The organism is Streptomyces sp. NPDC042102, assembly GCF_055582305.1.
Map to the genome: position 1 here is coordinate 163597 of NZ_JBVJDL010000004.1, position 24952 is coordinate 188548.

General features: G+C 73.7%; 25 protein-coding genes. 10 read left to right on the top strand and 15 right to left on the bottom strand.

The window, feature by feature from the left end:
- The first annotated feature begins 37 nt into the window (after positions 1 to 37).
- Positions 38 to 2224, top strand: a complete 2187-nt coding sequence (locus ACZ6KO_RS18935) for a SpoIIE family protein phosphatase (protein ID WP_469305120.1) — start codon at positions 38 to 40, stop codon at positions 2222 to 2224.
- Entirely contained in the window at positions 2221 to 4944 is a 2724-nt protein-coding gene (locus ACZ6KO_RS18940) for a SpoIIE family protein phosphatase (protein ID WP_469305121.1), read from the top strand. Before ACZ6KO_RS18935 ends, ACZ6KO_RS18940 begins: the two co-directional genes overlap by 4 nt.
- 71 nt (positions 4945 to 5015) lie before the next feature.
- Here ACZ6KO_RS18940 and ACZ6KO_RS18945 read toward each other — a convergent pair whose 3' ends face one another.
- Positions 5016 to 7085: a SpoIIE family protein phosphatase gene (locus ACZ6KO_RS18945; protein WP_469305122.1), complete on the bottom strand. Its 2070-nt coding sequence runs from the start codon at positions 7083 to 7085 to the stop codon at positions 5016 to 5018.
- 272 nt (positions 7086 to 7357) lie between these two features.
- Between ACZ6KO_RS18945 and ACZ6KO_RS18950 the strand changes: the two genes are divergently transcribed.
- Positions 7358 to 7981 (top strand): histidine phosphatase family protein, encoded by a 624-nt coding sequence (locus tag ACZ6KO_RS18950; protein WP_469305123.1) that lies wholly within the window; start codon positions 7358 to 7360, stop codon positions 7979 to 7981.
- 61 nt (positions 7982 to 8042) lie between these two features.
- Here ACZ6KO_RS18950 and ACZ6KO_RS18955 read toward each other — a convergent pair whose 3' ends face one another.
- The 9 genes from ACZ6KO_RS18955 to ACZ6KO_RS18995 all read right to left on the bottom strand — a co-directional run bounded on the left by ACZ6KO_RS18955 (position 8043) and on the right by ACZ6KO_RS18995 (position 14298).
- Positions 8043 to 8669 (bottom strand): mycothiol-dependent nitroreductase Rv2466c family protein, encoded by a 627-nt coding sequence (locus tag ACZ6KO_RS18955; protein ID WP_469305124.1) that lies wholly within the window; start codon positions 8667 to 8669, stop codon positions 8043 to 8045.
- 55 nt (positions 8670 to 8724) lie between these two features.
- Positions 8725 to 9672, bottom strand: a complete 948-nt coding sequence (gene bla, locus ACZ6KO_RS18960; RefSeq protein ID WP_469305125.1) for a class A beta-lactamase — start codon at positions 9670 to 9672, stop codon at positions 8725 to 8727.
- A 204-nt stretch (positions 9673 to 9876) separates the two neighbouring features.
- Positions 9877 to 10458 carry a GNAT family N-acetyltransferase gene (locus ACZ6KO_RS18965; protein ID WP_469305126.1) on the bottom strand — a complete coding sequence of 194 codons (582 nt, stop codon included), beginning with the start codon at positions 10456 to 10458 and terminating at the stop codon, positions 9877 to 9879.
- Between the two features lie 92 nt (positions 10459 to 10550).
- Positions 10551 to 11093: a hypothetical protein gene (locus ACZ6KO_RS18970; protein ID WP_469305127.1), complete on the bottom strand. Its 543-nt coding sequence runs from the start codon at positions 11091 to 11093 to the stop codon at positions 10551 to 10553.
- Positions 11094 to 11129: 36 nt separating this feature from the next.
- Positions 11130 to 11570: a DUF6463 family protein gene (locus tag ACZ6KO_RS18975; protein ID WP_469305128.1), complete on the bottom strand. Its 441-nt coding sequence runs from the start codon at positions 11568 to 11570 to the stop codon at positions 11130 to 11132.
- Positions 11567 to 12124 (bottom strand): TetR/AcrR family transcriptional regulator, encoded by a 558-nt coding sequence (locus ACZ6KO_RS18980; RefSeq protein ID WP_469305129.1) that lies wholly within the window; start codon positions 12122 to 12124, stop codon positions 11567 to 11569. Before ACZ6KO_RS18980 ends, ACZ6KO_RS18975 begins: the two co-directional genes overlap by 4 nt.
- A gap of 96 nt (positions 12125 to 12220) precedes the next feature.
- Positions 12221 to 12673 carry a DUF6069 family protein gene (locus ACZ6KO_RS18985; RefSeq protein WP_469305130.1) on the bottom strand — a complete coding sequence of 151 codons (453 nt, stop codon included), beginning with the start codon at positions 12671 to 12673 and terminating at the stop codon, positions 12221 to 12223.
- A 212-nt stretch (positions 12674 to 12885) separates the two neighbouring features.
- Positions 12886 to 13773 (bottom strand): DUF2268 domain-containing putative Zn-dependent protease, encoded by an 888-nt coding sequence (locus ACZ6KO_RS18990; protein ID WP_469305131.1) that lies wholly within the window; start codon positions 13771 to 13773, stop codon positions 12886 to 12888.
- Between the two features lie 84 nt (positions 13774 to 13857).
- Positions 13858 to 14298, bottom strand: a complete 441-nt coding sequence (locus tag ACZ6KO_RS18995) for a hypothetical protein (RefSeq protein ID WP_469305132.1) — start codon at positions 14296 to 14298, stop codon at positions 13858 to 13860.
- A 196-nt stretch (positions 14299 to 14494) separates the two neighbouring features.
- Here ACZ6KO_RS18995 and ACZ6KO_RS19000 point away from each other — a divergent pair, with 196 nt between their 5' ends.
- Complete coding sequence (locus ACZ6KO_RS19000) at positions 14495 to 14764, top strand: hypothetical protein (RefSeq protein WP_469305133.1); 270 nt, start codon at positions 14495 to 14497, stop codon at positions 14762 to 14764.
- A 67-nt stretch (positions 14765 to 14831) separates the two neighbouring features.
- Here ACZ6KO_RS19000 and ACZ6KO_RS19005 read toward each other — a convergent pair whose 3' ends face one another.
- From ACZ6KO_RS19005 to ACZ6KO_RS19020, 4 genes are all read right to left on the bottom strand, one after another.
- Positions 14832 to 15257, bottom strand: coding sequence for a contact-dependent growth inhibition system immunity protein (locus ACZ6KO_RS19005; RefSeq protein ID WP_469305134.1), 426 nt, complete (start codon positions 15255 to 15257; stop codon positions 14832 to 14834).
- A 57-nt stretch (positions 15258 to 15314) separates the two neighbouring features.
- Entirely contained in the window at positions 15315 to 16418 is a 1104-nt protein-coding gene (locus ACZ6KO_RS19010; RefSeq protein WP_469305135.1) for a DUF2330 domain-containing protein, read from the bottom strand.
- Between the two features lie 70 nt (positions 16419 to 16488).
- Positions 16489 to 17022: a chloramphenicol phosphotransferase CPT gene (gene cpt / locus ACZ6KO_RS19015; protein ID WP_469305136.1), complete on the bottom strand. Its 534-nt coding sequence runs from the start codon at positions 17020 to 17022 to the stop codon at positions 16489 to 16491.
- Between the two features lie 71 nt (positions 17023 to 17093).
- The gene (locus ACZ6KO_RS19020; RefSeq protein ID WP_469305137.1) at positions 17094 to 17741 is read right to left on the bottom strand and encodes a lysophospholipid acyltransferase family protein; all 648 of its coding nucleotides are present in this window, start codon (positions 17739 to 17741) and stop codon (positions 17094 to 17096) included.
- 1009 nt (positions 17742 to 18750) lie between these two features.
- On the opposite strand from ACZ6KO_RS19020, the gene ACZ6KO_RS19025 reads away from it, so the two are divergent.
- Positions 18751 to 20241 carry a M16 family metallopeptidase gene (locus ACZ6KO_RS19025; protein ID WP_469305138.1) on the top strand — a complete coding sequence of 497 codons (1491 nt, stop codon included), beginning with the start codon at positions 18751 to 18753 and terminating at the stop codon, positions 20239 to 20241.
- Positions 20242 to 20407: 166 nt separating this feature from the next.
- On the opposite strand, the gene ACZ6KO_RS19030 is transcribed toward ACZ6KO_RS19025, so the two are convergent.
- Positions 20408 to 20881 carry a MarR family winged helix-turn-helix transcriptional regulator gene (locus ACZ6KO_RS19030; RefSeq protein WP_469305139.1) on the bottom strand — a complete coding sequence of 158 codons (474 nt, stop codon included), beginning with the start codon at positions 20879 to 20881 and terminating at the stop codon, positions 20408 to 20410.
- Positions 20882 to 21015: 134 nt separating this feature from the next.
- Between ACZ6KO_RS19030 and ACZ6KO_RS19035 the strand changes: the two genes are divergently transcribed.
- The 5 genes from ACZ6KO_RS19035 to ACZ6KO_RS19055 all read left to right on the top strand — a co-directional run bounded on the left by ACZ6KO_RS19035 (position 21016) and on the right by ACZ6KO_RS19055 (position 24942).
- Positions 21016 to 21429: an organic hydroperoxide resistance protein gene (locus ACZ6KO_RS19035; RefSeq protein ID WP_469305140.1), complete on the top strand. Its 414-nt coding sequence runs from the start codon at positions 21016 to 21018 to the stop codon at positions 21427 to 21429.
- 48 nt (positions 21430 to 21477) lie between these two features.
- Positions 21478 to 22491 carry a phosphotransferase family protein gene (locus ACZ6KO_RS19040; protein WP_469305141.1) on the top strand — a complete coding sequence of 338 codons (1014 nt, stop codon included), beginning with the start codon at positions 21478 to 21480 and terminating at the stop codon, positions 22489 to 22491.
- The gene (locus tag ACZ6KO_RS19045; RefSeq protein WP_469305142.1) at positions 22488 to 23429 is read left to right on the top strand and encodes a nucleoside hydrolase; all 942 of its coding nucleotides are present in this window, start codon (positions 22488 to 22490) and stop codon (positions 23427 to 23429) included. The genes ACZ6KO_RS19040 and ACZ6KO_RS19045 overlap by 4 nt, the downstream gene beginning before the upstream one ends.
- Before the next feature lie 215 nt (positions 23430 to 23644).
- Positions 23645 to 24349 carry a hypothetical protein gene (locus ACZ6KO_RS19050; protein ID WP_469305143.1) on the top strand — a complete coding sequence of 235 codons (705 nt, stop codon included), beginning with the start codon at positions 23645 to 23647 and terminating at the stop codon, positions 24347 to 24349.
- A 65-nt stretch (positions 24350 to 24414) separates the two neighbouring features.
- Entirely contained in the window at positions 24415 to 24942 is a 528-nt protein-coding gene (locus ACZ6KO_RS19055) for a toxin-antitoxin system, toxin component (protein WP_469305144.1), read from the top strand.
- The last annotated feature ends 10 nt before the right edge of the window (positions 24943 to 24952 follow it).

Consider the following 24952-nt stretch of genomic DNA (forward strand, 5'->3'; position numbering starts at 1 on the left):
GGTCGTGCGATGTGCCGGTGAACGGAGGGAGTGGCGTGTGACAGCCGAATCCTTCCGTGCCGAGGGATGCGGGGCGAGCCGGACGGGATGGCCCGCGGCGGAACCCGGGCGGCCGGAGGAGGCACGAGGCCTGCTGGACGTGCTCGGCGTCGCAGCCGTGATCCTCGACGCCGAGGGGCGGATCCTGTTCTGGAGCCCGCAGGCCGAGCAGCTGTTCGGCTACACGGCGGCGGAGGCGCTCGGCCGGTACGCCGGGCACGTCCTGGTGGACGAGGACCACCTGGAGATGGTGATCCAGCTCTTCGCCGAGGTGCTGCAGAGCGGCGAGAGCTGGGCCGGGGCCTTCCCGATCCGCCACAAGGACGGCAGCACCCGCCTGGTGGAGTTCCGCAACATGCGGCTGACCGACGGTCTCGGGGACGTGTTCGCCCTCGGGATCGCCGCCGACCACACCACCGTCGAACGGGTGGAGACCGACCTGGCGCTGTCCGAGCGGCTGGTCTCGCAGTCCCCCATCGGGCTGGCCCTGATGGACACCGACCTGCGGTACGTCCTGGTCAACCCGGCCCTGGAACGGGTCGACCGCATTCCGGCGCGGGAGCACATCGGGCGGCACGTGCGCGACACGCTGCCCTTCCACGACGTGGACCGGGTGGAGGCGGCACTGCGGCGGGTCCTGGCCACCGGTGAACCGCTGGTCGACCGGTACGTGGTCGGCCGCGCCCCGGGCCCCTCCCCCGGGTCCCCCGAGTCCCCCGGACCCTCCGGGGCCCCGGACGTCGGCTCCGGGGCCGCGGGCACCGCCGGATCCGGCACCACCCCCGTCACCGAGCAGGCCTGGTCCGTTTCCTGCTACCGCCTGGAAGGGCCCCGGGGGCGCGTGCTCGGGGTCGCCATCTCCGTCATCGACGTCACCGAGCGCCACCGCGCGGCCACCGAGGCCGACCGGGCGCGGCGCCGGCTGGCGCTGGTCGCCGACGCCTCCGCGCGCGTCGGCACCACCCTGGAGGTGGACCGGACCGCCCACGAGCTGGCCGAGGTCACGGTGCCCGCGCTCGCCGACGTCGCGGCAGTGGACGTCCTCGACTCCGTCCTCTCCTGCCGCCGCCCCGGCGCCCCGGACAGCGGGCCGGAGCTGTTCCGGGCGCTCGCGGTCAAGGCCGCCTACCCGACCGAGGCTCTGGAGGCGGCCGACCCGGCCGGCGAGGTCTGCATGTACGGCGCCGACCGGCTGGTCACGCGGTGCGTGCACACCGGCCGCCCGGTCCTGGTCGGCCAGGTGCGGGAGGCCGACCTGGCCTCGATCGCCCGCAGTCCCGCCGCCGCGGCCTTGCTGGCGCGCGCCGGCCTGCACTCGTACCTCGCGGTGCCGCTGATCGCCCGCGGCGAGGTGCTGGGCGCCCTGGACCTCAAGCGCGCCCGCAATCCGGAACCCTTCGACGAGGACGACGTGATCCTCGCCGTCGAACTGGCCGCCCGCGCGGCGGTGAGCATCGACAACGCCCGCTGGTACCAGAGCGTGCGCAATTCGGCGGTCACGCTCCAGCGGAGCCTGCTGCCGGGGCACCCGCCGCACCCGGCCGGCCTGGAGATCGCCTCCCGCTACCAGCCCGCCCACGCCTCCAGCGAGGTCGGCGGCGACTGGTACGACGTGATCCCGCTGGCCGGCGAGAAGACCGCGCTGGTCGTCGGTGACGTGATGGGCAGCGGGATCGACGCCGCCGCCACGATGGGCCGCCTGCGCACCGCCACCTGCGCGTTCGCCGACCTCGACCTCGATCCGGAGCAGGTCCTCCAGCACCTCGACAAGATCACGGCGGGGCTGGAGCACTACATCGCCACCTGTCTGTACGCCGTGCACGACCCGGGGGCCGGACAGGTCCGGATCGCCAACGCCGGCCATATGCCCCCCGCCCTGCTCCGCGTCTCCGGCGGCCCCGCCGGACTCGTCGACCTGCCCACCGGTGTGCCGCTCGGGGTCGGGGGCGTGTCCTTCGAGACGATCACCGTGCCCTTCGGCGCCGGTGACCAGCTGGTCCTCTACACCGACGGGCTCGTGGAGACGCGTCACGACCCGATCGACGAACGCCTGGACGCACTGCTCGGCCTGCTGGACGACGTCCACCGGCCGCTGGAGGAGACCTGCGACGTGCTGCTCGACGCCCTGCGCCGTGCCGACGACTTCGACGACGTGGCGCTCCTGATCGCGCGGAGCCGGCCGTGAGCCCCCGGCCGGACACGCGCAGCCTGGCCGGACAGGTGTTCCTGCTCCAGGCGCTGATCGTGGTGCTGCTCGTCGCCGTGGGTTCGCTGGCGCTCGTCCTCCAGGCGCGCAACGACAGCGAGCTCGCCGCGCGGCAGCGCTCGCTGGCCACCGCCGAGGCCTTCGCGCAGGCCCCCGGCCTGGCGCAGGCACTGGCGGCTCCCGATCCGACGGCCCTGCTGCAGGCGCGCGCCGAGGCCGCCCGGCGTGCCGCGGGCGTGGACTTCGTCGCGGTGATGACCACCGACGGCATCCGCTACACCGACTCCCGGCCGGAGCTGATCGGCCGGCGTGCCACCGGTGACATCGCGCGGGCGGCCGCCGGCGAGTCCTTCACCGAGCTGTTCCGGGGCGAGCCGGGCGACGCGGTCCGGGCCGTCGTGCCCGTGCGGGACGCGAGCGGCGCCGTCGTCGGACTGGTCGGTACCGGGATCGAGATCGGCAACGTCTCCGAGGTCGTGGAGAACCAGCTGCCGCTCCTGCTGGGCGCCGCCGCGGGCGCGCTGGTCCTGGCCACGGGCGGCGCCGCGCTGGTCAGCCGGCGGCTGCGGCGCCAGACCCACGGTCTGGGCCCGGTCGAGATGACCCGGATGAAGGAGCACCACGAGGCGGTGCTGCACGCCGTGCGCGAGGGCGTGCTGATCATCGGGCCGGACCAGCGGCTGGTGCTGGCCAACGACGAGGCCCGGCGGCTGCTGGACCTGCCGGCCGATGTCGAGGGCCGTCCGGTGACCGGGCTGGGTCTCGATCCGCGCACCACCGAGCTGCTGGTCTCCGGGCGGCCCGCGACGGACGAGGTGCACCTGGCGGGTGACCGGCTGCTGGCCCTGAACGTGCGCCCCACCCAGCCGGACGGCCGGCACCGGCCCGCCACCGTCATCACCCTGCGGGACTCCACCGAGCTGGCCGCGCTCTCGGGCCGCTCCGAGGTGGCCCGCCGGCGGCTCGAGCTGCTGTACGACGCCGGGGTGCGCATCGGGACCACGCTGGACGTCCGGCGGACCGCCGAGGAGCTCTCGGAGGTCGTCGTCCCGCGCTTCGCCGACTTCGTCACGGTGGAGCTGCTGGATCCGGTGGTGCGGGGCGAGGAGCCGACGGGTGTGCAGACCCAGATGCGCCGGATCGCGCTGTCCGGCGTACGCGACGACCCGCCGCTCCAGCCGCCGGGCGATCTGATCAGCTTCCACGTCGAGGCCACGCCGATGGCCGCCGCGCTGTCGTCGGGGCACGCGGTGCTGGAGCGCGACCTGACCACGGCTCCGGGGTGGCGGGAGCAGGACCCCCCGGGGGCCGCGAAGACCCTGGCGTACGGCATCCACTCGCTGATCGCCGTGCCGCTGCAGGCCCGCGGCGTGGTGCTGGGCATGGCGAACTTCTGGCGTGCGGGCACCACGGATTCGTTCGGCGAGGAGGACCTCTCCTTCGCGGAGGAGCTCGCGGCGCGCGCGGCCGTCTCGATCGACAACGCCCGCCGGTACACGCGCGAGCACGACATGGCCGTGACGCTGCAGCGCCGGCTGCTGCCCCGGGTGCTGCCCGAGCAGACGGCGGTGGAGGTCGCGTTCCGCTATCTGCCGGCGAAGGCCGGGGTGGGCGGGGACTGGTTCGACGTGATCCAGCTGCCCGGTGCCCGGGTGGCGCTGGTGGTCGGCGACGTCGTCGGGCACGGCCTGCACGCCGCGGCCACGATGGGGCGGCTGCGTACGGCGGTGCACAACTTCTCCACGCTGGACCTGCCGCCCGACGAGCTGCTGGGGCACCTGGACGAGCTGGTGGACCGGATCGACCAGAACGAGGACCGCAGCAGCGGGGAGCGCGGCGACGGGGAAGGGGGCGGCGAGGGCATCACCGGCGCCACCTGCCTGTACGCGGTCTACGACCCGACGTCGGGGCTGTGCACCATGGCCCGCGCCGGGCATCCCGGCCCGGCGCTGGTGCACCCGGACGGGGAGGTGGAGTTCCCGGAGGTGCCGGCCGGTCTGCCGCTGGGCCTGGGGCTGGGCGGGATGCCGTACGAGGCGGTGGAGGTGCCGGTGCCGGAGGCGAGCCGGCTGGTGCTGTTCACCGACGGACTGCTGGCGGACCGGGCGCGGGACATGGATGCCGGTCTGGCGCTGCTGCGGCAGGCGCTGGCCCGGCCGGGGCGCAGTCCGGAGCAGACCTGCGCGGACCTGCTGCGCGAGCTGCTCTCGCCGGCGCCGACCGACGACATCGCCGTGCTGGTGGCCGGGACCCGGCGGCTGGACGCCTCCGCCGTCGCGGAGTGGGGGGTCACGACGGACCCGGCGGAGGTCTCCCGGGTGCGCAACGCGGCCGCCGACCAGCTCACGGCCTGGGATCTGGACGCGATCGCCTTCACCACCGAGCTGATCCTGAGCGAGCTGATCACCAACGCCATCCGCTACGGCGGCGAGCCCATCCGGGTCCGTCTGGTCCGGGACCGCACGCTGATCTGCGAGGTCTCCGACAGCAGCAGCACCTCCCCGCACCTTCGGTACGCCGCCACGACGGACGAGGGCGGCCGCGGCCTGTTCCTGGTGGCCCAGTTCGCGGAGCGCTGGGGCACCCGCTACACCGAGCGCGGCAAGGTGATCTGGGCGGAGCTGGCCCTGACCGGCGAGGGCCCGGGCATGGCGCCGCTGGTCCCGAGCCTGGACGGGCTCGAGGACCTCGCCTGGTGAGACGCCCGGCGGTGGGTGGGGACCCGCGGGCCGCCCGGTGAGGCCCGGCGGCCGCCCGGTGAACCGTTCCCTCAGGTGCTTCCCAGGTCCCGGGGGCGGGCCAGCAGGACGGCCACGTCGTCCTGGGCGGGGTCGGGCAGGAGGTGTTCCAGGACGTCGTCGCAGATGCGGTCCAGGGGGCGGGCGAGGGCGCGCAGGGCCAGGGCGAGCTCGCTCATGCCCTGGTCGAGATCCCGGTCGCGGGACTCGATGAGGCCGTCGGTGTAGAGCGCCAGCAGGCTGCCCGGGGGCAGCGGGACCGTTTCGGCGCGGAAGTCCCGGCCGCCCGTGCCCAGCGGGGTGCCGGCGGGGCCGTCGAGGAAGGTGACGGTGCCGTCGGGGGCGACCACGGCGGGCGGGGGGTGGCCCGCGCGGGCCACGACGCAGCCGCCGGCCGCCGGGTCGTGGACGGCGTAGACGCAGGTGGCCATCTCGTCGTCGCCGATCTCGGCGACCACGTCGTCCAGGGAGCGGAGCATCTCCACGGGCGGGACGTCGTGCCGGGCGAGGGTGCGGACGGCGGTGCGCAGCTGGCCCATGACGGCGGCGGCGTGGATGCCGTGTCCCATGACGTCGCCGATGACCAGCCCGGTCCGGCCGTCGGGGAGGGCGATGACGTCGAACCAGTCCCCGCCGACGTCGTGGTCGCTGGCCGGAAGGTAGCGGCCGGTGAGTTCGAGGTCACGGACGGCGGGCAGGGCGCTGTTGGTGAGGCTGCGCTGGAGGGTGAGGGCCGCCTCGCGCTGGCTGGTGTACATGCGGGCGTTGTCGATGTTCAGGGCGGCGCGGCTGACGAGCTCGTCGATCAGGACGCAGTCCTGCTCGTCGAAGGGCTCTCGGTTCTTCATCCGGGTCACGACGACCGCGCCGAGTACGGTGCCGCGGGCGACGAGCGGGACCAGGCGCGCGGAGCCGACGTGGGCGACGAGGTAGGACCGCAGGGCGTCGGCGCGCGGGTCGGTGATCAGGTGGGGGACGTCGGCGTGGGTCAGGTTCATGGGCCGTCCGTCGGCGATGACGCGCTCGTACACGGAACCGAGCGGGACTTGGAGGGTCATGCCGGGCACCAGCTTCGCGGTCGGGGCGGTCGGATCGGGGAAGGTGGCGGCCATCCGCCGCACCAGGCCCTGCCGGCTCGCGCCCGGGTCGTCGGGGTCGAGGACGTCCTCCAGCAGCTGTACGTCGGCGGAGTCGGCCAGGCGTGGGACGAGGATCTCGACCATCTCGTGGGCGGTCTGGCGCAGGTCCAGGGTCGTGCCGATGCGGGCGCCGGTGTCGGCGAGCAGCGTCAGGCGCTGGCGGGCGGCCTGGGCCTCGATGAGCGCGTGCTCGCTCTCGGTGATGTCGATGATGGAGGCGATCAGGCCGAGGGCCCGGCCGGAAGCGTCGCGCAGCGGTGCGTAGGAGCAGGACCAGGTGTGTTCGTGGTCGGGGTCGGCCGGGGTCCGGCCGGTGCGGCGGGCGTCGATGACGGGCGTACCGAGGTCGAGGACCTGGCGCATCATCGTCTCCAGCACCGTGGCGTTGACGCCGGGCACCACCTCGGTGAGGCGCCTGCCCACGTGGTCGGCGGCACTGACGCCGTTCATCTTGGCCAGGGCCGCGTTGACGCGCAGGAACCGCAGGTCGGGGCCGAGGGTGGCGAGGCCGATGGGCGACTGGGTGAACAGGCTCTCCAGGGCCGCGAGGGCGTCGCGCATGCGCAGGACCTCGGAGGTCTCCACGGCCACCAGGAGGGCGCCGGGGCGGCCCTGCGGGTCGGTGGCGGGCACGATCCACATCTCCATGGTGACCGGGTGACCGTCGCGGTGCCGGGCGGACAGGGTGCCGACGACGGTCTCGCCCGCGTGGACGCGGCGGGTCAGGTCGTCGGCGAGGTCCCGGTTGCCGTCGGGAACGAGCATCTGCGCGGCGGGCCGGCCGAGGACCTCGTCGGGCAGGTGTCCGAGCAGGTCCTGGGCGGCGAGGGACCACTCCACCACGCGCCCCTCGGCGTCCTCGCGCCAGAGGGCGATGGGGAGCAGCTCACTGAGCACGCCCGCGTACCCGACGGCCCGCCGGGGCTGCTCGGTGGTCCCTTTCGCCCACTGATGTGTGTCCAAGGCAACGACCTCAACCGAATGGGCACATTTCCTATCGAAAACACATTATCGGAGAGCTTTGGGCGGGGCCTCGCGGCGTGGCGGCGGGAGGACCGGCCGGGGATGCGGGTGGCCGGGCCCGGGAACCGGTCGGGCGGGCCGGGGCGTCACCCGAGGTGTTCGTGATCATCGACATTCCGACACCACGGCATCACGACACCACTGCATCACCGCACCGCAGCACCACCCCATCACCGCCTCACCGCATCACCGCCGTCACGGAGGGTTCCCGTATGACCACACAGGCCGCCCGCTACCTCTACCTGGCCCGGCACGGCCAGGCCACGGCCGACGAGAGCGAGCTGACCGCCGACGGCCGCCGGCAGGCGAAGCTGCTGGGCGAGCGGCTGCGCGGCGTACCGCTCACCCGGATCTGGCACGGCCCGCTCCCCCGGGCCGCGCAGACCGCCGCCCTGGTCGCGGGCCGGCTCGACGGGGTCCCGCTGCGGGAGTCGGAGCTGGCCGGCGACTACGTGCCCTACGTACCCGGGCGTGCGGAGCTGCCCGCCGAGGCGGCGGACGCGCTGCTGGACCGGGTGGCCCAGTTCCCGGCGGCGGACCGTGAGCGGGGGCCCGCGCTCGCGCGGGCGGCGCTGGCGCGTTTCACCGGTCCCGTCCCCGGTGACGAGCCGCGCCACGAGCTGGTCGTCACCCACGCCTTCCTCGTCGGCTGGCTCGTACGGGCCGCCCTCGACGCGCCGGAGTGGCGCTGGCTGGGGCTCAACCAGGGCAATGCCGCCCTGACGGTGATCCGCTACGCGCCCGGGCGGCCCTCGTCGGTGCTCGTCTCCAACGACATGGCGCACCTGCCGGCCGAGCTGCGCTGGACGGGCTTCCCGCCCGAACTCCGGGCGTGAGGGCGTAAGGGCGTAAGGGCGTGCGGCAGGAGAGGGAGAGGAGTGCGGGGGCCGTCCCCCGTCAGTCGAAGTTCAGGCCGCCCGTACGGGTCCGCTTGAGCTCGTAGAAGTCGGGGTAGGCGGCCAGCGTGCGGGCCGCGTCGAACATCCGGGCCGCCTCCTCGCCGCGCGGGATGGAGCTGAGGACCGGGCCGAAGAAGGCGACACCGTCGATGTGGAGGGTGGGCGTGCCCACGTCCTCGCCGACCGGGTCCATGCCCTCGTGGTGGCTGCGCCGCAGGTCCTCGTCGTACCGGTCGCTGTCGGCCGCCTTGATCAGCTCGGCGGGCAGCCCGGTCTCGGCGAGCGCCTCCTTGGCGACGGCGAGGAAGTCCTTGTTCCCGCCGTTGTGGATACGGGTGCCCAGGGCCGTGTAGAGCGCGGGCAGCTCCTTCTCGCCGTGCTGCTGCGCGACGGCGGTGCAGATCCGGGTCAGGGCGAGCGAACGGTCCACCAGGTCGCGGTACCAGTCGGGCAGCTCACGCTTCTCGTTGAGCACGTAGAGGCTCATGACCCGGAACCGCAGGTCGAGTTCGCGCAGCCGCTCCACCTCCAGGATCCACCGGGAGGTGATCCAGGCGAACGGGCAGGCGGGGTCGAAGTAGAAGTCGACGCGGGCGGGCGGCTGGTCAGGTCGATTCGTCGTCACGCGTCCGACTCTGCCCGCTCGGCCGCCGCCCCGCCAGCCCGTTCCAACCTTCGGGTCAACGCAAGTGATGCTCCACCAGTTCGGCGGCCTTCGCGACGAGCGGGTTGTCGGCGGGCGCGTCCGGGCCCGCCTCCGGCTTGGTCGTCAGGACGGCCAGGACGACCGGGGAGCGGCCGGGCGGCCAGCCCAGCCCCACGTCGTTGTTGGTGGCGTACTTGCCGCCGCCGGTCTTGTCGGCGATCCGCCAGTCGGTGGGCAGCCCCTTGCGGAAGCGCTCGACGCTGGTGGTGTTGGCGAGCAGCCAGTCGGTCAGGCGGGTGCGGTCCGCGCGGTCGAGGGCGTTGCCCAGGACCAGGCGCGCGTACGTCCGGCCGATGGCGGACGGGGTGGTGGTATCGGTTTCGCGGCCGGGCTCTGCGGAGTTGAGGTCGGGCTCCCAGCGGTCCAGGCGCGTGACGTCGTCGCCGGTCGAACGGCAGAAGGCGGTGACGGCCTGCGGGCCGCCCAGTTCGCTCAGGAGCAGATTGGCGGCGGTGTTGTCGCTGTAGCTGATGGCCGCCCCGCACAGTTCCTCGACGGTCATGCCGGTGGCCACGTGGTCCTTGGTCTTCGGTGCGTACCCGGACCGGTCGACGTCGTCCTGGGTGTAGTGGATGCGGCGGGCCAGGAACTCACCGTCCCGGTCGAGGTCGCGCAGGACCGCCGCGACCGCCAGCGTCTTGAACACCGAGCACATCGGGAAGCGCTCGTCCGCCCGGTACCGCACGGCCCGTCCGGTTCCGGTGTCGTAGGCGTACACGCCGAGGCGGGCGCCGTGTTCCGCCTCCAGGGCGCGCAGCGCGCGCCGGATGCCCGTCTCCCGGTCGCGGTCCTCGCGGGTACGGTCCTGGCGGCCGGGCGTCGCGGCGTGGGCGGCCCCCGCCATCGACACGGCGGCGAGCACCGCTCCGGCCCCCAGGGCCAGCGCGGTGCGGCGCGGCGGGCGGCTTCCCGTGGTCTCCACGATGACGTCCTCTCCTCGTGCTTCTCACTCGTCACTCGGCACGCGCCGCGCGGGGCCGGCGACCGCCGGCCGGCACCGGCAGTGACCCACTCGTGGCGGGCGGCTGGTGTCGGGCTGTCGTGGCCGACGGCTGGTGTCCGGCGCGTACGCTCGTCAGACAGGACGTCACATTCGCCCCTCTGGTTCCCTTCAGCCCCTCTCGCCCTAGCTGGGGTGGTTTTCCGTCCCGGGTTCGTCGTCCCAGTCGGGGGCGGTCACGGTGCCGGCGAGCCAGTCGCGGCGCAGGACCGCGTAGCTGACGGCGTCGTGGACGGCTCCGTCGACCCCGGGCCACGCGTCGCGGTAGTGGGCCTCCTTGACGTAACCGCCACTGCGGAACGTACGGCGCATGGCGACGTTGTCCTGGCGGGTGGTGCCCTCGATCCGGGCGATCCGCGGGAGTTCGGTGAACAGGTGGCGGGTCAGCCACGCCAGCGCCTCGCCCCCGATTCCCCTCCCCCGGTACGCCGGCGCGACCCGCAGGTCGAACAGCGGGGCGTTGTCCGGTGCGTCCGCCAGGTCCATCAGCCGGACGAGTCCGACCGGGTCCCCGGCCCGGCCGGGGAGGGTGATCCAGAAGGTCCGGCTCTCGTCGCCGTCGAAGGCACCCGCGGCGAGCGACCGCCGGACCGCGTCCTCGTCGAGGACCGGCGTGGCGTGGAACGGCCAGGTCCCGGCGGTCAGGAAGCGGACGAGGGCGGCGGTTTCGGCGTCGGAGGGTACGTAGGGCCGGTAGGTGATCTCCATGGCCGCACTCTAGTAGTGGCCGTATGAGGGCTGGGGAGCTTACCGCGGTTCGGTGCCGCGACCGCCCCCTGCACCACGGCGGGCCGGAGGCTCTACTTCGGGGTCCCGGCCTCGGGGCCTGGCGCCCTGCCGGTGGTCCGCCGGGCGTAGTCCCCGGCGACGAGGAGGACGAGGAAGCCCCAGGCCGCGGCGGGCAGGTACAGGTAGGTCACCCACGCCGCGGGCTGTTCGTACTCCCTGTCCTGGTGGATGAGCTGCGGCCCCTGCTCGACGAATCCGAAGATGCTGTTGAGCGCGCCGTACAGGGTGATGAGGACGAGCAGGACACCGCCGGCCCGTGCGATCCGGGTTACGGCACGGGCGGGAACGGGGCGCCCGGCGGCGCCGGGGATCCAGCGGGGGAACGTCTCGCCCCAGCTCTGGACCAGGCCGACGGTGAGGAAGGCGAGGGCCACCGTCACGCAGCTCAGCACCGCCATGTATGTGATCTCTGTGGGGTTGTGTCCGTCGGTGAACGCGACCGTGACGCGCCAGACGGAGGAAGGGAGGAGGCCCAGCGGGGCGGCCCAGGCCGCCCGGACCGCCCAGCGCGCCGGCGGCAGGACCGGCGGTCGGCCGGTGGGTGACGTCGTCATGGACTGCGTTGCCTTTCCGTCGTGGTCCTGGAGGGGTCAACCGCGCGGAGCTGCGGAGCTGTTGTCCGTGCCGTAGGACATCTGCCCTGACCGCGGGGTTCCGGTACGGCGGGCGGCCACGAGGCCGAGTACGCCGATGGCGAGGACCGGCCAGCCGCCCGTGACGGGGAAGTAGAGGACGCAGAGGACCACGCCGACGCCCAGGAGGTACCACCCGATCTGCGCGGGCAGGCGGCCGGTCGTGCGGACGACGTGCCGTGCCAGTGTGCCCAGCGCGAGGAGCGCGACGCCGGCGACCATCCACCAGACGCTGAACTCGCGCAGGAAGTAGTCCTCGTCACCCGTCTCGACGACGCTGCGGAAGAGGCCGTCGCGGGCGATCGCGCCCCAGGCGTGGGGCTGGGCCAGGCCCCACACGAAGTGAAGGGCCGCGGTGGCGATGATCAGCCGGGGAACCCAAGGAGCGAGGCGGCTCATCCGGAGTGCTCCCGGTCCGGCGGGGCCAGGCGCAGGGCCAGGCCGTAGACGTCGCGCAGGTCGGATGCCGGGATGGGCGGGACGACCTGCTGCGCGCCGACGAGCACCAGATAGAGCAACCTGGCCATGGGCTCGACCTCGGCCTCCGGGCCGCCGAGCTCATGCCAGAGGGTACGCAGATAGTCGGTGCGCGACCGATCCACCCGCTCCTGCAGGGCATGGGCCTCGGGATCCTGCAGGGCCCAGGAGCGGATGGCGATCTCGACTTCGTCACTACCGCTCTTGTCGTCGAGGACGAGGTCGAGCAGCTGCTGCAACCGCTGCCGAGGAGAGCCACCGGCCCTCTCGGCTTCGGCGATGAAGCGGCTCGTGTGCTCGGCCTCGAAGTGCGCGAGCAGGTCCGTCTTGAAACCCGCGATGCCCTTGAAGTGGTGGTAGAAGGAACCCTTGGTCAGGTCGAGTTCGCTGCACAGCCGCTCGACGGTCAGCGCCCGCGCGCCATCCTGCCGCAGCACGGCGAACCCGGTCTCCAGCCAGTCCCGTTTGCTTGCCATGACGGGACCGTACCATACGGAATGGTATGGAGCCCGCTCGACCAACGCACCGTCAGTCACGTGCCGACCCCGCGCGAGACCTGGCGGCGCTGAGGCTCAATGGCGGCGGCGGTGGAGCTCCAGGGTGGTGACGACCGCCACGCCGAGGGTGATGTGCATGACGGACAGTGCCGCGACGGTGCCGCCGTCGGCTCCGGACGACAGCGGGCCGGCGACCGACAACAGCGCCAGCCCACCGCCCACGTACTGCGCGATCCGCAGGAAGACCGGCTTCCACAGGGCCAGCAAGAGGGCAGCGCCCGTCCCGACGACCAGCGGCACGACGGAGGAGCCGACGACACCACCGACCGTGATCGCGTGCTCTGCACCGCCGTCGACGACGACGAGCGAGGCACCGGCCAGCCTGGCGACGGCAAGAACGATCAGATTGACCACGGCCGCGCCGAACGCGCCGGCGACCAGCACCTTCCACCAGCTGAGGCCGGAACGGTGGACCGAGGGTGCGGCAGGCACGGTGGGGCCGGAGTTCGGAACGGCACTGCTCGACATGAGACTTCCTCCAATGTGTGAAGTGCTGCGCTGCCCGCTGCCGTGCGGCCAGCGGCACATGAAGAAGCCTCCAACCTGAACCTCACTTGAGGTCAAGCCCCGCCCGATGGGGGCGGACCTCGTGCACGTACGGGGCGAACGGGGCGTCTCCCGGGCACCCTCGAGGCGGTCGAACAGGGGTGGACTCCGGCTGGCTCCCCTGCGCACATCCGTCAGGCTGTCGCCCGTATCCCCGCGTTGGCCAGGATGGTGCGGGCCGGCAGCGCGACGCTCTCGGCGGCTGTCAGGCCCGTGGCCGCCAGGTGGGCGTCCACGATCCGCAGCCCGACCGCATACCCGGCGAAGTCCGGCAGCCCGATGGGCTGGGCACCCATGAGCCGGGCCGTCGCGTCGCCGTACACGTACGGGGGCAGCCGGTGCATCCCGGCCACGCCCAGGCCCGCCGTGACCTTCTCGTACGCCTCGTCCAGCTCGGCACCCGTGAGGGCCGTCGCCCACGGCCCCATGGCCTCCTCGCCCGCCAGTTCACGGACGAACGCCTCCGCCAGCCCCTCGGCGACCACCTGCTCGCCGACGGTCACCGCCGCCGGGTCCCAGACCACGTTGGCGTACCGCACGTTGTGGTGGAGCTCGTGCGCGGCGGCGTGACCGATCTTCGCCAGGCTGGTCTCGGTGGGCCACATCGCGAGGTGGATGGCGCCCGGGATGCCGCCCGTGCCGAAGTAGCCGGCGCTGCGGACCGTGAGGTGCTCGTCGTCGGGGTCGCCGAGCACCAGGACGACGTGCACGTCCGCGGCGGTCGCGGCACCGGGTGCGGCGGCGCCGAGGCGTTCTCGCGCCGCGCCGAGGCAGTCCTCGACGCGGGCCCACACGCCCGCGTCCCGCATGCGGTGGACGGCCTCCGCCAGGCGGGGATCGTCGTGGTCGAGCGGGAATCCGCTTCCGGTCCGGTGCAGCTGCACGAGGTCGGGGATGCCCACGGCGGACATCGTCTCCTGGAGCGGGGCGAGCAGCTGTGCAAGGGCGGCGGGGCGGTCCGCCGCCGGGCGCTCCAGCAGGTCGAGCATGGCGGAGGCCGTGTCATGAACGATGATCTTCATGGCCGCGACCGTAGGACCTCCCGCCGCGTGAGGTGCAAACGGTGCAGCGGCAGAGCCGACGTCCGGCGCAAGCCGCTGGCAGCGTCAATCGCGCCATCTGTCGCGCAACAACCAGGCCAACCGCTCCGTGAAGTGGTGCCGCCAGAGCCACCACGGAAGCCGCCGGTGGGCGACGAAGGACCAGAGGTCGTCATCGGCTTCGTTGCCACGCGGGCAACCGCGCAGGAGATCAAGACATCGTCGATCAACGGTCCTGTGCAGCCGGGCGACGTGGGCCAGAGCGATGACACCTTGTCGGCGGACCTCCGGGTCCTCCGCCTCCAGCGCCTTGCCGATCCGGGGCAGAACCGCTTCCGCGTCCGCATGGTTGAGAGCGAGCGCGATCACAGCCACCCCGACGAGCGGCTCGCCCCGGCTGAACGCGGCATCGACCTCCTCGGGCCGGTCGGTCCAGCGCAACGTGGAGCCGTCCTGCCAGTTCAGGACAGGTGCCGGATCGACAGGATCGCTCTCATCAGGGTGCACGGCACGACCCTACCGAGCCGCACTCGCAGGGACCTTCGATAGACGAGCCACCCCTCGCACGGCGAATGACCGGACCGCCCCGCGCCCGGCAGGCCATTTCCGGTCAGTTACGAGGGCGGTGTACGCCATTCCCGCTGATGGGACGGCCTGTTCGACGGAAGCGGCGGCGATCGAGTTCTCCTCCTGTGCACGGCAGGTGTACACGGACTGCCCGGCCTCCCACCAGAGCCCCCTCACCGTCGTGACGGGCTACGACTACGGGACGGTGGACGTGGAAGAGGGAGCCACCGTGCAGGGCATGCGCGTTGAATACCCCTCCCACGGCACCTACCACAACCACTTGTTCGGCGTGGGCCGCGACGGGGAAACCGTCACGCTCATCGAGTGGGAAAGCAACTGGAGCGCCCCGCCGGTCGACTACTTCAAGAACACCACGGTGAAGAACGTCGTGAACCGCCTCTACTGACCGCCTCCGCCCGCGGCGTCCACGCACCGACGACCAGCACGCCATCGGCGGATACTCCACGATCCGGTCAGCGAAGCGACTCAGGCCGGGCGACGAAGCGGGCGAGCTCCTCGGCGCCGCCGCGGGGCAGACCAGCCACCACAGCCTCCGGCAGGGCCATGACGACGGTGCGCAACCGTGCCCCGAGGTCCGGGAACAGGGCCCAGGCTGAAGCCGGGACGTCCACTGCGGCAAGCAGCAGGTCGCCCTCGTAGAAATAGGCGTCGAGCATCGGCTCATCGAGCAGCAAGCGCACGGCAAGCGGAAGAACGTAGGGCAGTGCCACCTGCTGGGAAAGGAGGGTTCGCAGGCCCGCCGGACCGAGTTCGCCCAGCGGAACCTGCCGCAGCTCATGCACCTTGCGCACCAAACCGGTCGCGTCAGGGCCAGGAGGCGCCCAGCGAGGCGGGTCCAGCTCATCGAGCGTACGGTCGAAGTGCAGCAGACGGTCCATGGTGTTCATTGTTGCTGGAACAGCAAGAGAATTTCTGACTCAGGTCACCAGGGACCGTCAGGCGGCCGGTACGGCGTCTGCGCCGCCGCGCCCGCGCAGTCGCCCGCGCCGCCGCAGGGCGACGATCGTGCCGGTGACCGCGAGCAGCACGCCACCGACCGTCAGGAGCCAGACGGGGATGCCGTCGCCGACGGTGAGCAGCCGGCCGGTGTAGGTCACCCGGCGGTAGGGGGTGTCGGCCGCCGTCGCCCTCAGCTCGTGGTCGCCGTCGATCCGGCCCGGGTCCGGGAACCGCTGGTCGAGCGCGGTCAGGAAGGCCGGCCTGCCGCCGGTGAGGTCCGCGAGCGCGCCCTCGGGCTCGATCCGCCCGGCGAACAGCACCTCGGGCCGGTCGCCGCCGATCGCGGTGACGGGCTCCATGCGGTGGTCGGCCAGGACGTACAGGCCCAGCGACTGCGGGGTCCTGGCCAGCCGGGACAGGCGCATGGGGTAGACGAGGCGGTCGCTGGCGAACCGGATCCGCAGCGGGTCCAGGGTCCCGGTGAGCGTCGTGCCCTGCCGCTCGGGAGCCAGGCGTACCGCGACGTACTCCCACTTCTGGTCGACGTACGGGCGGACTTCGGCGGCGAGCCGGTCGGGCAGCTCGAAGCCGTTCGCGGTCAGCCAGGTGCGCAGGGCGTCGGGGTCGGTCGCGGTCAGGCGGGCGACGTCGAAGTCCCCGAGCCGCTCGCGGCCCACGACACCGACCCCGCCGCCGGCCGCGCCGGGCGCGGCGCCGGCGAAGCCGTCGCGGTCGCCCCAGGTGAAGGGCCAGTCGTCGCCCCGCGGCCAGAAGTAGTGGCGGGTCCTGCGCTCGGGGCGGACCGCCGCGGCGAGGTCGTCGAACATGTCGGCGTCCGCGAGCTCGACGCTCGCGCGGCTGGGCACCGGCATGATCCAGGCGGCGCGCGGCGCGTTGCCGTTGACCGTGAACCGCATCACGATCTGCTCGGTGGCGCCGTCCCACTGCACGACGGAGGTCTCGCGGTCGACACCGATGCTGGCCATCCGGTCGGTGACCATCGCACCACAGCCGCAGGCCCAGGCCGGGTTGACGAGTGAACCCAACTGCAGCGCCAGCAGCGCGAAGACCAAGGTCAGGACTCTGTGTTTCTTCTGCACGCGGTCACAGACGTGTGAGGCACGACTCCGGTTCCGGGCGGCGGCGTACGTCGGGCTCGCGGGAGGCCCGTCACACGACGTGCGCGGCGATGGCGCGGGCGCACTCCATCGACTCGGCGCGGGAGGTGTCCACCTCCAGGTCGTAGACCACGCCCCGGTGGACCAGTTCCGCCTGGGAGGCGGCCATGCCGATGGCCCGGTCGCCCCGTGCGACCTCGCGGCCCGCGGCGACCGCGGGGTCGCACCGGATGCCGACCCACAGGACCGGCAGGCCACCCAGCGCCCGCTGCCAGCGCCGCTGCGAGTCCGGGCCACCGAGGAACACGTCGTCCACGATGATCCGGGCGCCCGCCCGGGCCATCGCGGCGACGCCCTCGGCCCAGGCCAGCTCCAGCGTCCGGAACTCCGGCCCGATGACCACCTCGCCGTCCGCGGCGAACTCGATGCCGGTGTCCGACTCCCGCAGGGACGCGGGCATCGCGTCGACGAGGGTGTCGACGCCGAGGGCCAGCCACGGGTCGGGCAGGACCGCCTGGAGGCAGCGGACGATCCCGGACTTCCCCGAACTCGATCCGCCGTTGAGCACGATCACTTGAGTTGTCACCGCGCCACGGTAGGGGCCGGGTGCGGCTGCCCCGAAACGGATTTCCGGGACGGACTTCCGGAACGGTATGGCTACGCCTGGCGGGCGAGGGTGTCGACGGCGGTGCGCCAGGCGGCGCACACCGCGCCGTGGACGTGGGCGGTCGCGGCCGGGACCTCACCGGGAGGCAGGTGCACGGGGGCGCCGACGTGCACGTGCAGGTCGGGCCGGCGGGCGGGTGCGGTGAGCGCACCGGCCAGCTGCTTGGCCCGGCTCCCCGAACTGATCCGGCGGGCGCCGGCCTGGCCGACGGGCACCACGGGAGCGCCGGTCCGCAAGGCGAGCCGGGCCACCCCGCTGCGGAAGGGGCCGGGCGGCGCCTCGCCGGCGTCCCGCCGTGCGGGCAGCCGGCCCTCGCCGTACAGCAGGACGCAGCGCCCGGCGGCGAGCGCGTCGGCGGCGTCGTCGAGCGACTCGGCGGCGCGCTCGGTGCCCCGGTGCACGGCGATGTGCCCCTCGCGCCGCAGGGCGGCCCCGAGCACGGGAACCCGCCAGAGCCCGGCGGTGGCCATGATCACGGGCTCGGTCCCGAGCCGGCGCAGCGCGGCGACGACGACGGCGGGGTCGGACAGGGAGGTGTGGTTGGCGACGAGGATGCTGCCGGGCCGGGGCCGTTCCGCTCCGGACACGGTCAGGTTCCCGAAGACGGGGAAGAGGGTGGCGGCGATACGGCTGAGCACGGGCGGCCTCGCTGGCGGACGTACGGTCGGTTGACGCTCCCCATGGTCGGCCCGCCCGCGGCCGCCGTCCTGAGTCACCGTACTCAGCCCGCTCACCGCACACGGACGGCCGTCCTGAGTACGTCGGCCGGCCCGGCCGACGCGAAGCCGCATGACGACGCCGTCAGCGTCGGCCCGCATCCCTGGCCCCACGGGCCGACACGGACCCGGCAGCCGCCCTGCCCGGCACGGCCGGCACCGGCAGCACGGCACCGCGGCCGACGCGGGCCCGGCAGCGCCCGCGTCCCGCCTCGCCGCCAGCCCCGGCGGCACGGGCACCGCGGACACCGCGGGCAGCACGGACGGCACCGGAACCGCGGGTACCGCACGCGGCTATGCCGACGCGAGCGAGGCACCGGTCGCGGCCATCGCAGCCAGCATGGCCGGCACAGCCGCCACAGGCGGCGCGGCCAGCACGGGCACCTCGGACGGCACCGGAACCGCAGGCCCCGCACGCGGCTGTGCCGGCTCGGGCACTGCAGCCGACGCAGCCGGGGCAGCGGTCGCAGCCGGCACGGCCGGCACGGCCGCTACAGGCCGGCGCGGGCACCGCGGGCAGCACGGCCTGCCCGGGCACCTCGGAAGCCAGGTGAACCGCAGGCACCGCACGCGGCTGTCCCAGCTCGGGCACTGCGGCCGACGCGGCCGGGGCAGCGGCCGGGCCGTCGCAGCCAACAGGGCCGGCACGGCCGGCAGAGACAGCGCGGGCGGCGCGGCCGCCAGAGGCGGTGCGGGCGGCGCGGGCAGCACGGACACGCCAGCAGTGCCGCCGGGTGCCGGTGGCGCCGCGGCCGGTGTGGGCACCCGTGGCCTGCGGGCAGGCGGGCCGATGCAGGCGCCGCCGCCTGCACACGCGGCGTGGGCGGTGTGGGCCGTGGGGGGTGGGTGCTCGCCTGCCGGGGCGGTGTCGTGGCAGGGCTCGGGGGACCCCGGCTTCGGGGGCGGGGGTGCCGTAGGTAGGGTCTGCCGCATGCAGCGCACCCTCGTCGACGGCGTCACCGTTCTCTGGGCCCCCGGCCCGGCTCCGCTCCGTGCCGAGCTGGTCTTCGGATGCGGGGTCCGGGACGAGACGTTCCGTACGCTCGGCGTCACCCATCTCATCGAGCACCTCGCGATGAGCACGCTGCCCCGGCTGCACCACGAGCACAACGCCTCCGTCGACCTGGAGGCCACCCGTTTCGCGGCCTCCGGCCGTCCCGAGCAGATCGTCGCCTTCCTCGCCACGGTCTGCGCGGCTCTCTCCGACCTGCCCCTCGACCGCATCGAGCACGAGGCCGGGGTGCTGACCGCCGAGGCCTCCTCCCCCACCTTCATGGCCGCCGCCGTGCTGCTCAACCAGCGGCTCGGTGCCCAGGGGGCGGGCCTGGCGCCGTACGTGGGGCCCGGGTACGACCGGCTCGACGCGGACATCGTGCGCCGGCACGCCGCCGCCCACTTCACCCGCGGCAACGCCGTCCTGGTGCTCACCGGCCCGCCGCCCGAGGGCCTGCGGCTCCCGCTGCCGGAGGGCCGGCCGCCCCGCCGTACGGCCCCGGCCGTGACCGTCGGCCCCGACGGCGCGTCCTGGGACGAGGCGCCGATCGAGGGCGCCGCCCTCGCGCTGGCGGGTCCCGTGGACTCGGCGGCCGCCGCCCTCGGCTACGCCGTCCTGGAGCACCGGCTCACCGAACTCGCCCGCCACCGCCGCGGCCTGAGCTACGCCGTGCAGTTCGACTCCAGCCTGCGCCACGACCTGGTGACCGACACCGTGGTCTGGCTCGACGCCCGCCCCGGCCGGCACGCGGAGATCGCGGAGCTGCTGTGGACGGAGGCCCTGCGCCTGAGCCGTGAGGTGCCCTCCGCCGAGGAGCTCGCCGAGGAGATCGAGGGCTTCCGGGAGGCATTCGAGGATCCGCGCGCCGTCGAGGCCGAGCTGGACCGGGCCGCCGCGGCCGAGCTGTTCGGGCTGCCCTTCCGCGACCACGCGGCCCGGCTGCGGGCCCTGCGGGCCGTGACGCCCGAGGATGTGCGCGACGCCTTCGCGCGGGCCATGGCCTCGGCACGGCTGGCGGTGGCTCCGGAGGTCGAGCCGCGGCTGACCGGTCCGGACGGGAACCCTCTGCCGCGGGGCGGCTGCTGCGCGGACGCCGCGCTGCCGGCCGGCGAGGTGTTCCGCCCGCCGCTGCTGGCCCGCGCCCTGTACGGCGGGGCACGCCGGTCCCGGCTGGTCCTGACCGCGTCCGGGATCGCGGAGACCGACGGTGACGGACGGCTGCACGTCATACCGTTCGACGAGGTCGTGGGCGTGGAGCGGGACGGGACGGACCGGACGCTGTTCGGGGCGTCCGGCTGCGTGATCGCGCTCTCGCCGGAGAAGTACAGCGGATGCGACCGGGTCGTCCGGGCCGTGGACACCACGGTCCCGGCCGCCCTCGCGTACGAGGTCTCGGCGCTCACGCCGAAGGACGGCGACGACGACTGAGGGCCGCCGCCCTCGCCCCGCCCGGGCCGTCCGCCGGACCCACCGGCCCGGTCCGACCCACCGGCCCGGTCCTACCCGTAGGCCCGGCCAGGTCCGCCGGACCACCGGCCCGGCCACTCCGTCGAACCCACCGGCCCGGTCGAACCCACCGCCCCCGCCAGCCCCCTCAGAGCTCGGCCGCCGCCGCGTCCAGGGCTGCCGTCAGGCGGTCCAGCCGTGTCTGGAGGTCGCGGATCTCCTCCAGCTCGTAGCCGGTGGCCGCCGCGATGCGGCGCGGGACCCGGGCGGCCCGCTCGCGCAGGGCCACGCCCTCCTCGGTCAGCCGGGCGTGCACCGACCGCTCGTCCTCGGTGCTGCGCTCACGGCGGACCAGGCCGGCCGTCTCCAGGCGCTTGAGCAGCGGGGACAGGGTGCCGGAGTCGAGCCGCAGGTGGCCGCCGATGTCCTTGACCGGCAGCTCGCCGTGCTCCCAGAGCACCAGCATCACCAGGTACTGCGGGTAGGTGAGCCCGAGGTCCTTCAGCACGATCCGGTACAGACCCCCGAAGGCGCGTCCCGCCGCGTTCAGCGAGAAGCAGATCTGCCGGTCGAGGCGCAGGAGGTCCTGGTCGGTGAGGGGGATGGTCCGCTGCTCGGTCATGCGCTCCAGTCTACCTCGAGCACACTGCGAGCCATTCAATTGCGCACAACTCAATTGTGTGCTCTTATTGAGGAGCGGCAGCCGACCGGCCGCCGCCGGAACCCCCGGCTCCCCCTGCGAGAGGAACACCTCCGATGGACGCGCTGTACACCGCTGTCGCCACCGCCAACGGCCGCGAGGGCCGCGCCGTCAGCTCCGACGGCCAGATCGACCTCGCCCTCGCCATGCCCCCGGCCCTCGGCGGCAACGGTCAGGGCACCAACCCCGAGCAGCTCTTCGCCGCCGGCTACGCGGCCTGCTTCGCCAGCGCGCTCGGCCTGGTCGGCCGGCAGGCCAAGGTCGACACCAGCGAGGTCTCGGTCACCGCGGAGACCTCCATCGGCAAGGACGCCACCGGCGGCTTCGCGCTCGCCGTCACCCTGCGCGTCGAGCTCCCCGAGTCCCTCGCGGGCGAGACCGGCGCCCTGCTGGTCAAGCAGGCCCACGAGGTCTGCCCCTACTCCAAGGCCACCCGCGGCAACATCCCCGTCGAGCTGGTGATCGAGTAGTCGGCGGTACGCCCGTGAATCCGCCCGGCCGCCCGGTATGTTCGCCCCATGGAATCCAACGGATTACTGGACGCGCGACCTACGGAAGCGGACGGCTGGGCGGACACGCTCGCCTGGGCCGGGACCCGGCTCCGGCCCGGTGAGCGGATCGTGGCGGCCGAGCCGCTGCGCGGCGGCTGGACCTCACGGATGCGCCGGCTGCGCCTGACCGGCCCCGACGGCCCGCGCGCGCTGGTCCTGCGCTCCTTCGTCAAACCCTTCTACGCCGCGCACGCGCCCGCGATGCTCGGCCGCGAGATGGCCGTCCTGGACCTGCTGCACCGCACGCCGGCGGGCATACCCGCCGCCCGTCCGGTGGCCCTCGACGCCCACGCCGCGCACTGCGACCACCCGTCGCTGCTGATGACCGAACTGCCCGGCTCCGTACGTCTGGACGCCGCGGACGCCGAGCGGCGCGCCGGGCTGCTGGCCCGCCAGCTGGTCCGCGTCCACTCGCTGGACGTCGCACCGCCGGACCGGCCGCGGGCGTACGAGGCGTGGACCGCGCCCGATCGCGTACGGATCCCCGCGGGGACCGACCGGCCCGGGACATGGCGGCGTGCCGTGGACGTGATCCGGCGCGAACCGCCCGCCCACCGCCCGCAGTTCCTGCACCGTGACTTCCACCCCGGCAACGTGCTGTTCACCGGCGCCGGCGCGGACCTGGCGATCAGCGGGGTCGTGGACTGGGTCGAGACCTCCTGGGGCCCGGCCGACCTCGACGTGGCGCACTGCGCGACCACCCTGGCCCTGCTGCACGGCGTCCCGGCGGGCCTGGCCTTCGCGGACACCTACCGGGCGGCCGGCGGACAGCTGTCCGCACGTGCCCGCGACCACCTCCACTGGCGGCTGCTGGACGCGCTCGCCTTCGCGCCGGACGCCGAGAAGGTGGCCGTGCCATGGCGGGAACTGGGGCGCACGGACCTGACCCCCGCGGTGCTCACGGCCCGCCTGGAGGACTACCTCGCGGCGCTCCTCGACCGCTACGACCACGACGGCGCCACCACCGGAGGCGGGCGGTGAACGCACCCGTCCCGGTCGTCATCGACTGCGACCCCGGCCACGACGACGCGCTCGCGATCATGCTGGCCGCCGGCGATCCGGCCGTCGACCTGCTCGCCATCACCACCGTCGCGGGCAACCAGACCCTGGCGAAGACCACGCTGAACGCCCGCCGGGTGTGCACCGTCGCCGGCATCACCGGGGTGCCGATCGCGGCCGGCTGCGACCGGCCGCTGGTGCAGCCGCTGCGCGTGGCGGACGACGTGCACGGCGAGAGCGGCCTGGACGGCCCGGGGTTCCCGGAGCCGACGGTGGACGTGGTGCCCGAGCACGCCGTCGACCTGATCCACCGGATCCTCACCCGGCACCCCGAACCGGTCACCCTGGTGCCGACCGCGCCGCTGACCAACATCGCGCTGCTGCTGACGCGCTATCCCGAGGACGCGGCCCGGATCCGCGAGATCGTCCTCATGGGCGGCTCCACGGAGCGGGGCAACCGGACCCCGGCCGCCGAGTTCAACATCTACGCGGACCCGGAGGCCGCGGACATCGTCTTCCGCAGCGACGTCCCGGTCACCATGTGCGGGCTCAACGTCACCCACCAGGCGCTGGCCACCCCCGAGGTGGTCGCCCGCCTGGAGGGGCTCGGTACGGAACTGGGCCGCACGTGCGCCGGGCTGCTGACGTACTTCGGGTCGACGTACCGCCGGCTGTGGGGCTTCGAGCACCCGCCGCTGCACGATCCGGTCGCCGTGGCCCGGGTCATCGATTCGGCGATCGTGACCTGTGTCCCGGCGAACGTGGTGGTGGAACTGCGCGGGGAGTACACCCGCGGAGCCACCGTCGTGGACCCCCACCGCTACCTGGACCGGCCGGTGAACGCGCAGGTCGCCGTCACCCTGGACACCGGGCTCTTCTGGGACCGGCTGGTGGCCGCCGTCGCCCGCCTGGGCGGCTGACGTCCCTTCCCCGGCGGCCGCCGCGGATCCGTCGGCCGTCCGCGCCCGGTTCGGGTACGGACGGTCGACGGATGATCCACGCTCGGCGACGGACACCCGACGTACCGTCAAGTATGCAGGCGTCCACGTCGTATTTTCTTGACCTCCCCTAGCTAAAGCCCTGGTCAGGGCGCTAAGCTCCGCACGCTCGACGTGCAGTCGACGAAGGGGGCAGCGTGCGGGGAGCAGGGCAGGGGCAGGGCCAGGCCGACGGCCGGGAGGCCGACGCCGCCGAACTCGCCGGGCTGGTGGCCCGCGTCGAGGAGCTCGCGGCGCGGGCGGAGGTGGACCCGTCGTCGATCCTGGACGCCGCGGCCCTCTCGGCGGCCACCGCGGTGCCGCCCGAGCAGGTACGCAGACTGCTGGCGGGCCGGCGGGTCGCGGAGTGGCCGAAGGAGTGGCTGGCCGCGGGCGAGGACGATCCGCAGGAACAGGCCATCAAGCTGCGGGTGATGTACCGCCTGAAGTGGCTGCGGGAGAACCGCCGCAAGGACAACGGCGACCCGCACGGCATCGAGGAGATCGCGGCCGCCGTCGGACTCAGCCGGCAGCGCATCAGCTCGCTGTTCCACCAGGTCGACCACACCAAGATCCAGATCCCCAATCTGCTGCACGCCCTCGCCCTCGAGGACCTCTTCAAGGTCGGCGGCAGCGGTTTCCTGACCAGGACCCCGGAACGGGCCCTGATCGACTGCCTGGAACCGAGGGTGAAGGAGCTCGAGAGCGGCGGGGCGGACCCGCTCGCCGCCCGGCTGCAGTTCCTCGGCGACCGGCCGTTCGCGCTGCGGTCGATGGCGAAGCTCTCGGACGAGAACCTGCGTACGGCGCTGGCGGTTCTCGACGCGTTCGTGGCGCAGGTACTCAAGGACGAAGAGGAGTAGCGGCCGTGCGAAGGACTGGCTGGGCAGTCGTGAGGGCTGCCGGGATCCGTGCGCAGAACAGGAAGATGCGGGCTCTGAACAGGAAGCTCGCGGCGCGGGTCGCGCTGCCGCCGGGACCGGCGGAGACGACCGATCTCTTCCGGGAGATGGAACGGATCCTGTCCTCCGAGGAGTTCCGGGGCCGCCCCGTGCAGATCATCGAGGCGGCCTTCCCCGCGGGCGTGGCCAGCGGGGTCTGGCTGGACATGACCGACCGCGACCTGATCGTGGTGGAGCGCAACACCGCGCCCCAGCACAAGCTGCACATCCTCGGTCACGAACTGGGGCACATGTTCTTCGCCCCGTGCCAGGACCACAGCGACCCGGCGGCGATCGCCGCCGCCCAGGTGATCGGCGGTGGCACGGACGTCGACGAGGCCGTACGCAGCGCCGCGGCGCGCACCGGCTTCGACGAGCTGGCGGAGCAGCGCGCGGAGCACTTCGGCGCGCTGTTCGGGCGGCAGTTCCACCGGTTCGTCGAGGCCGATCCGCACCGGGCGCCCGCCGAGGGCCTGGCAGGGCGCATCGACGCGGCCTTCCGTGGCAAGAACTGACGCGGAAGGA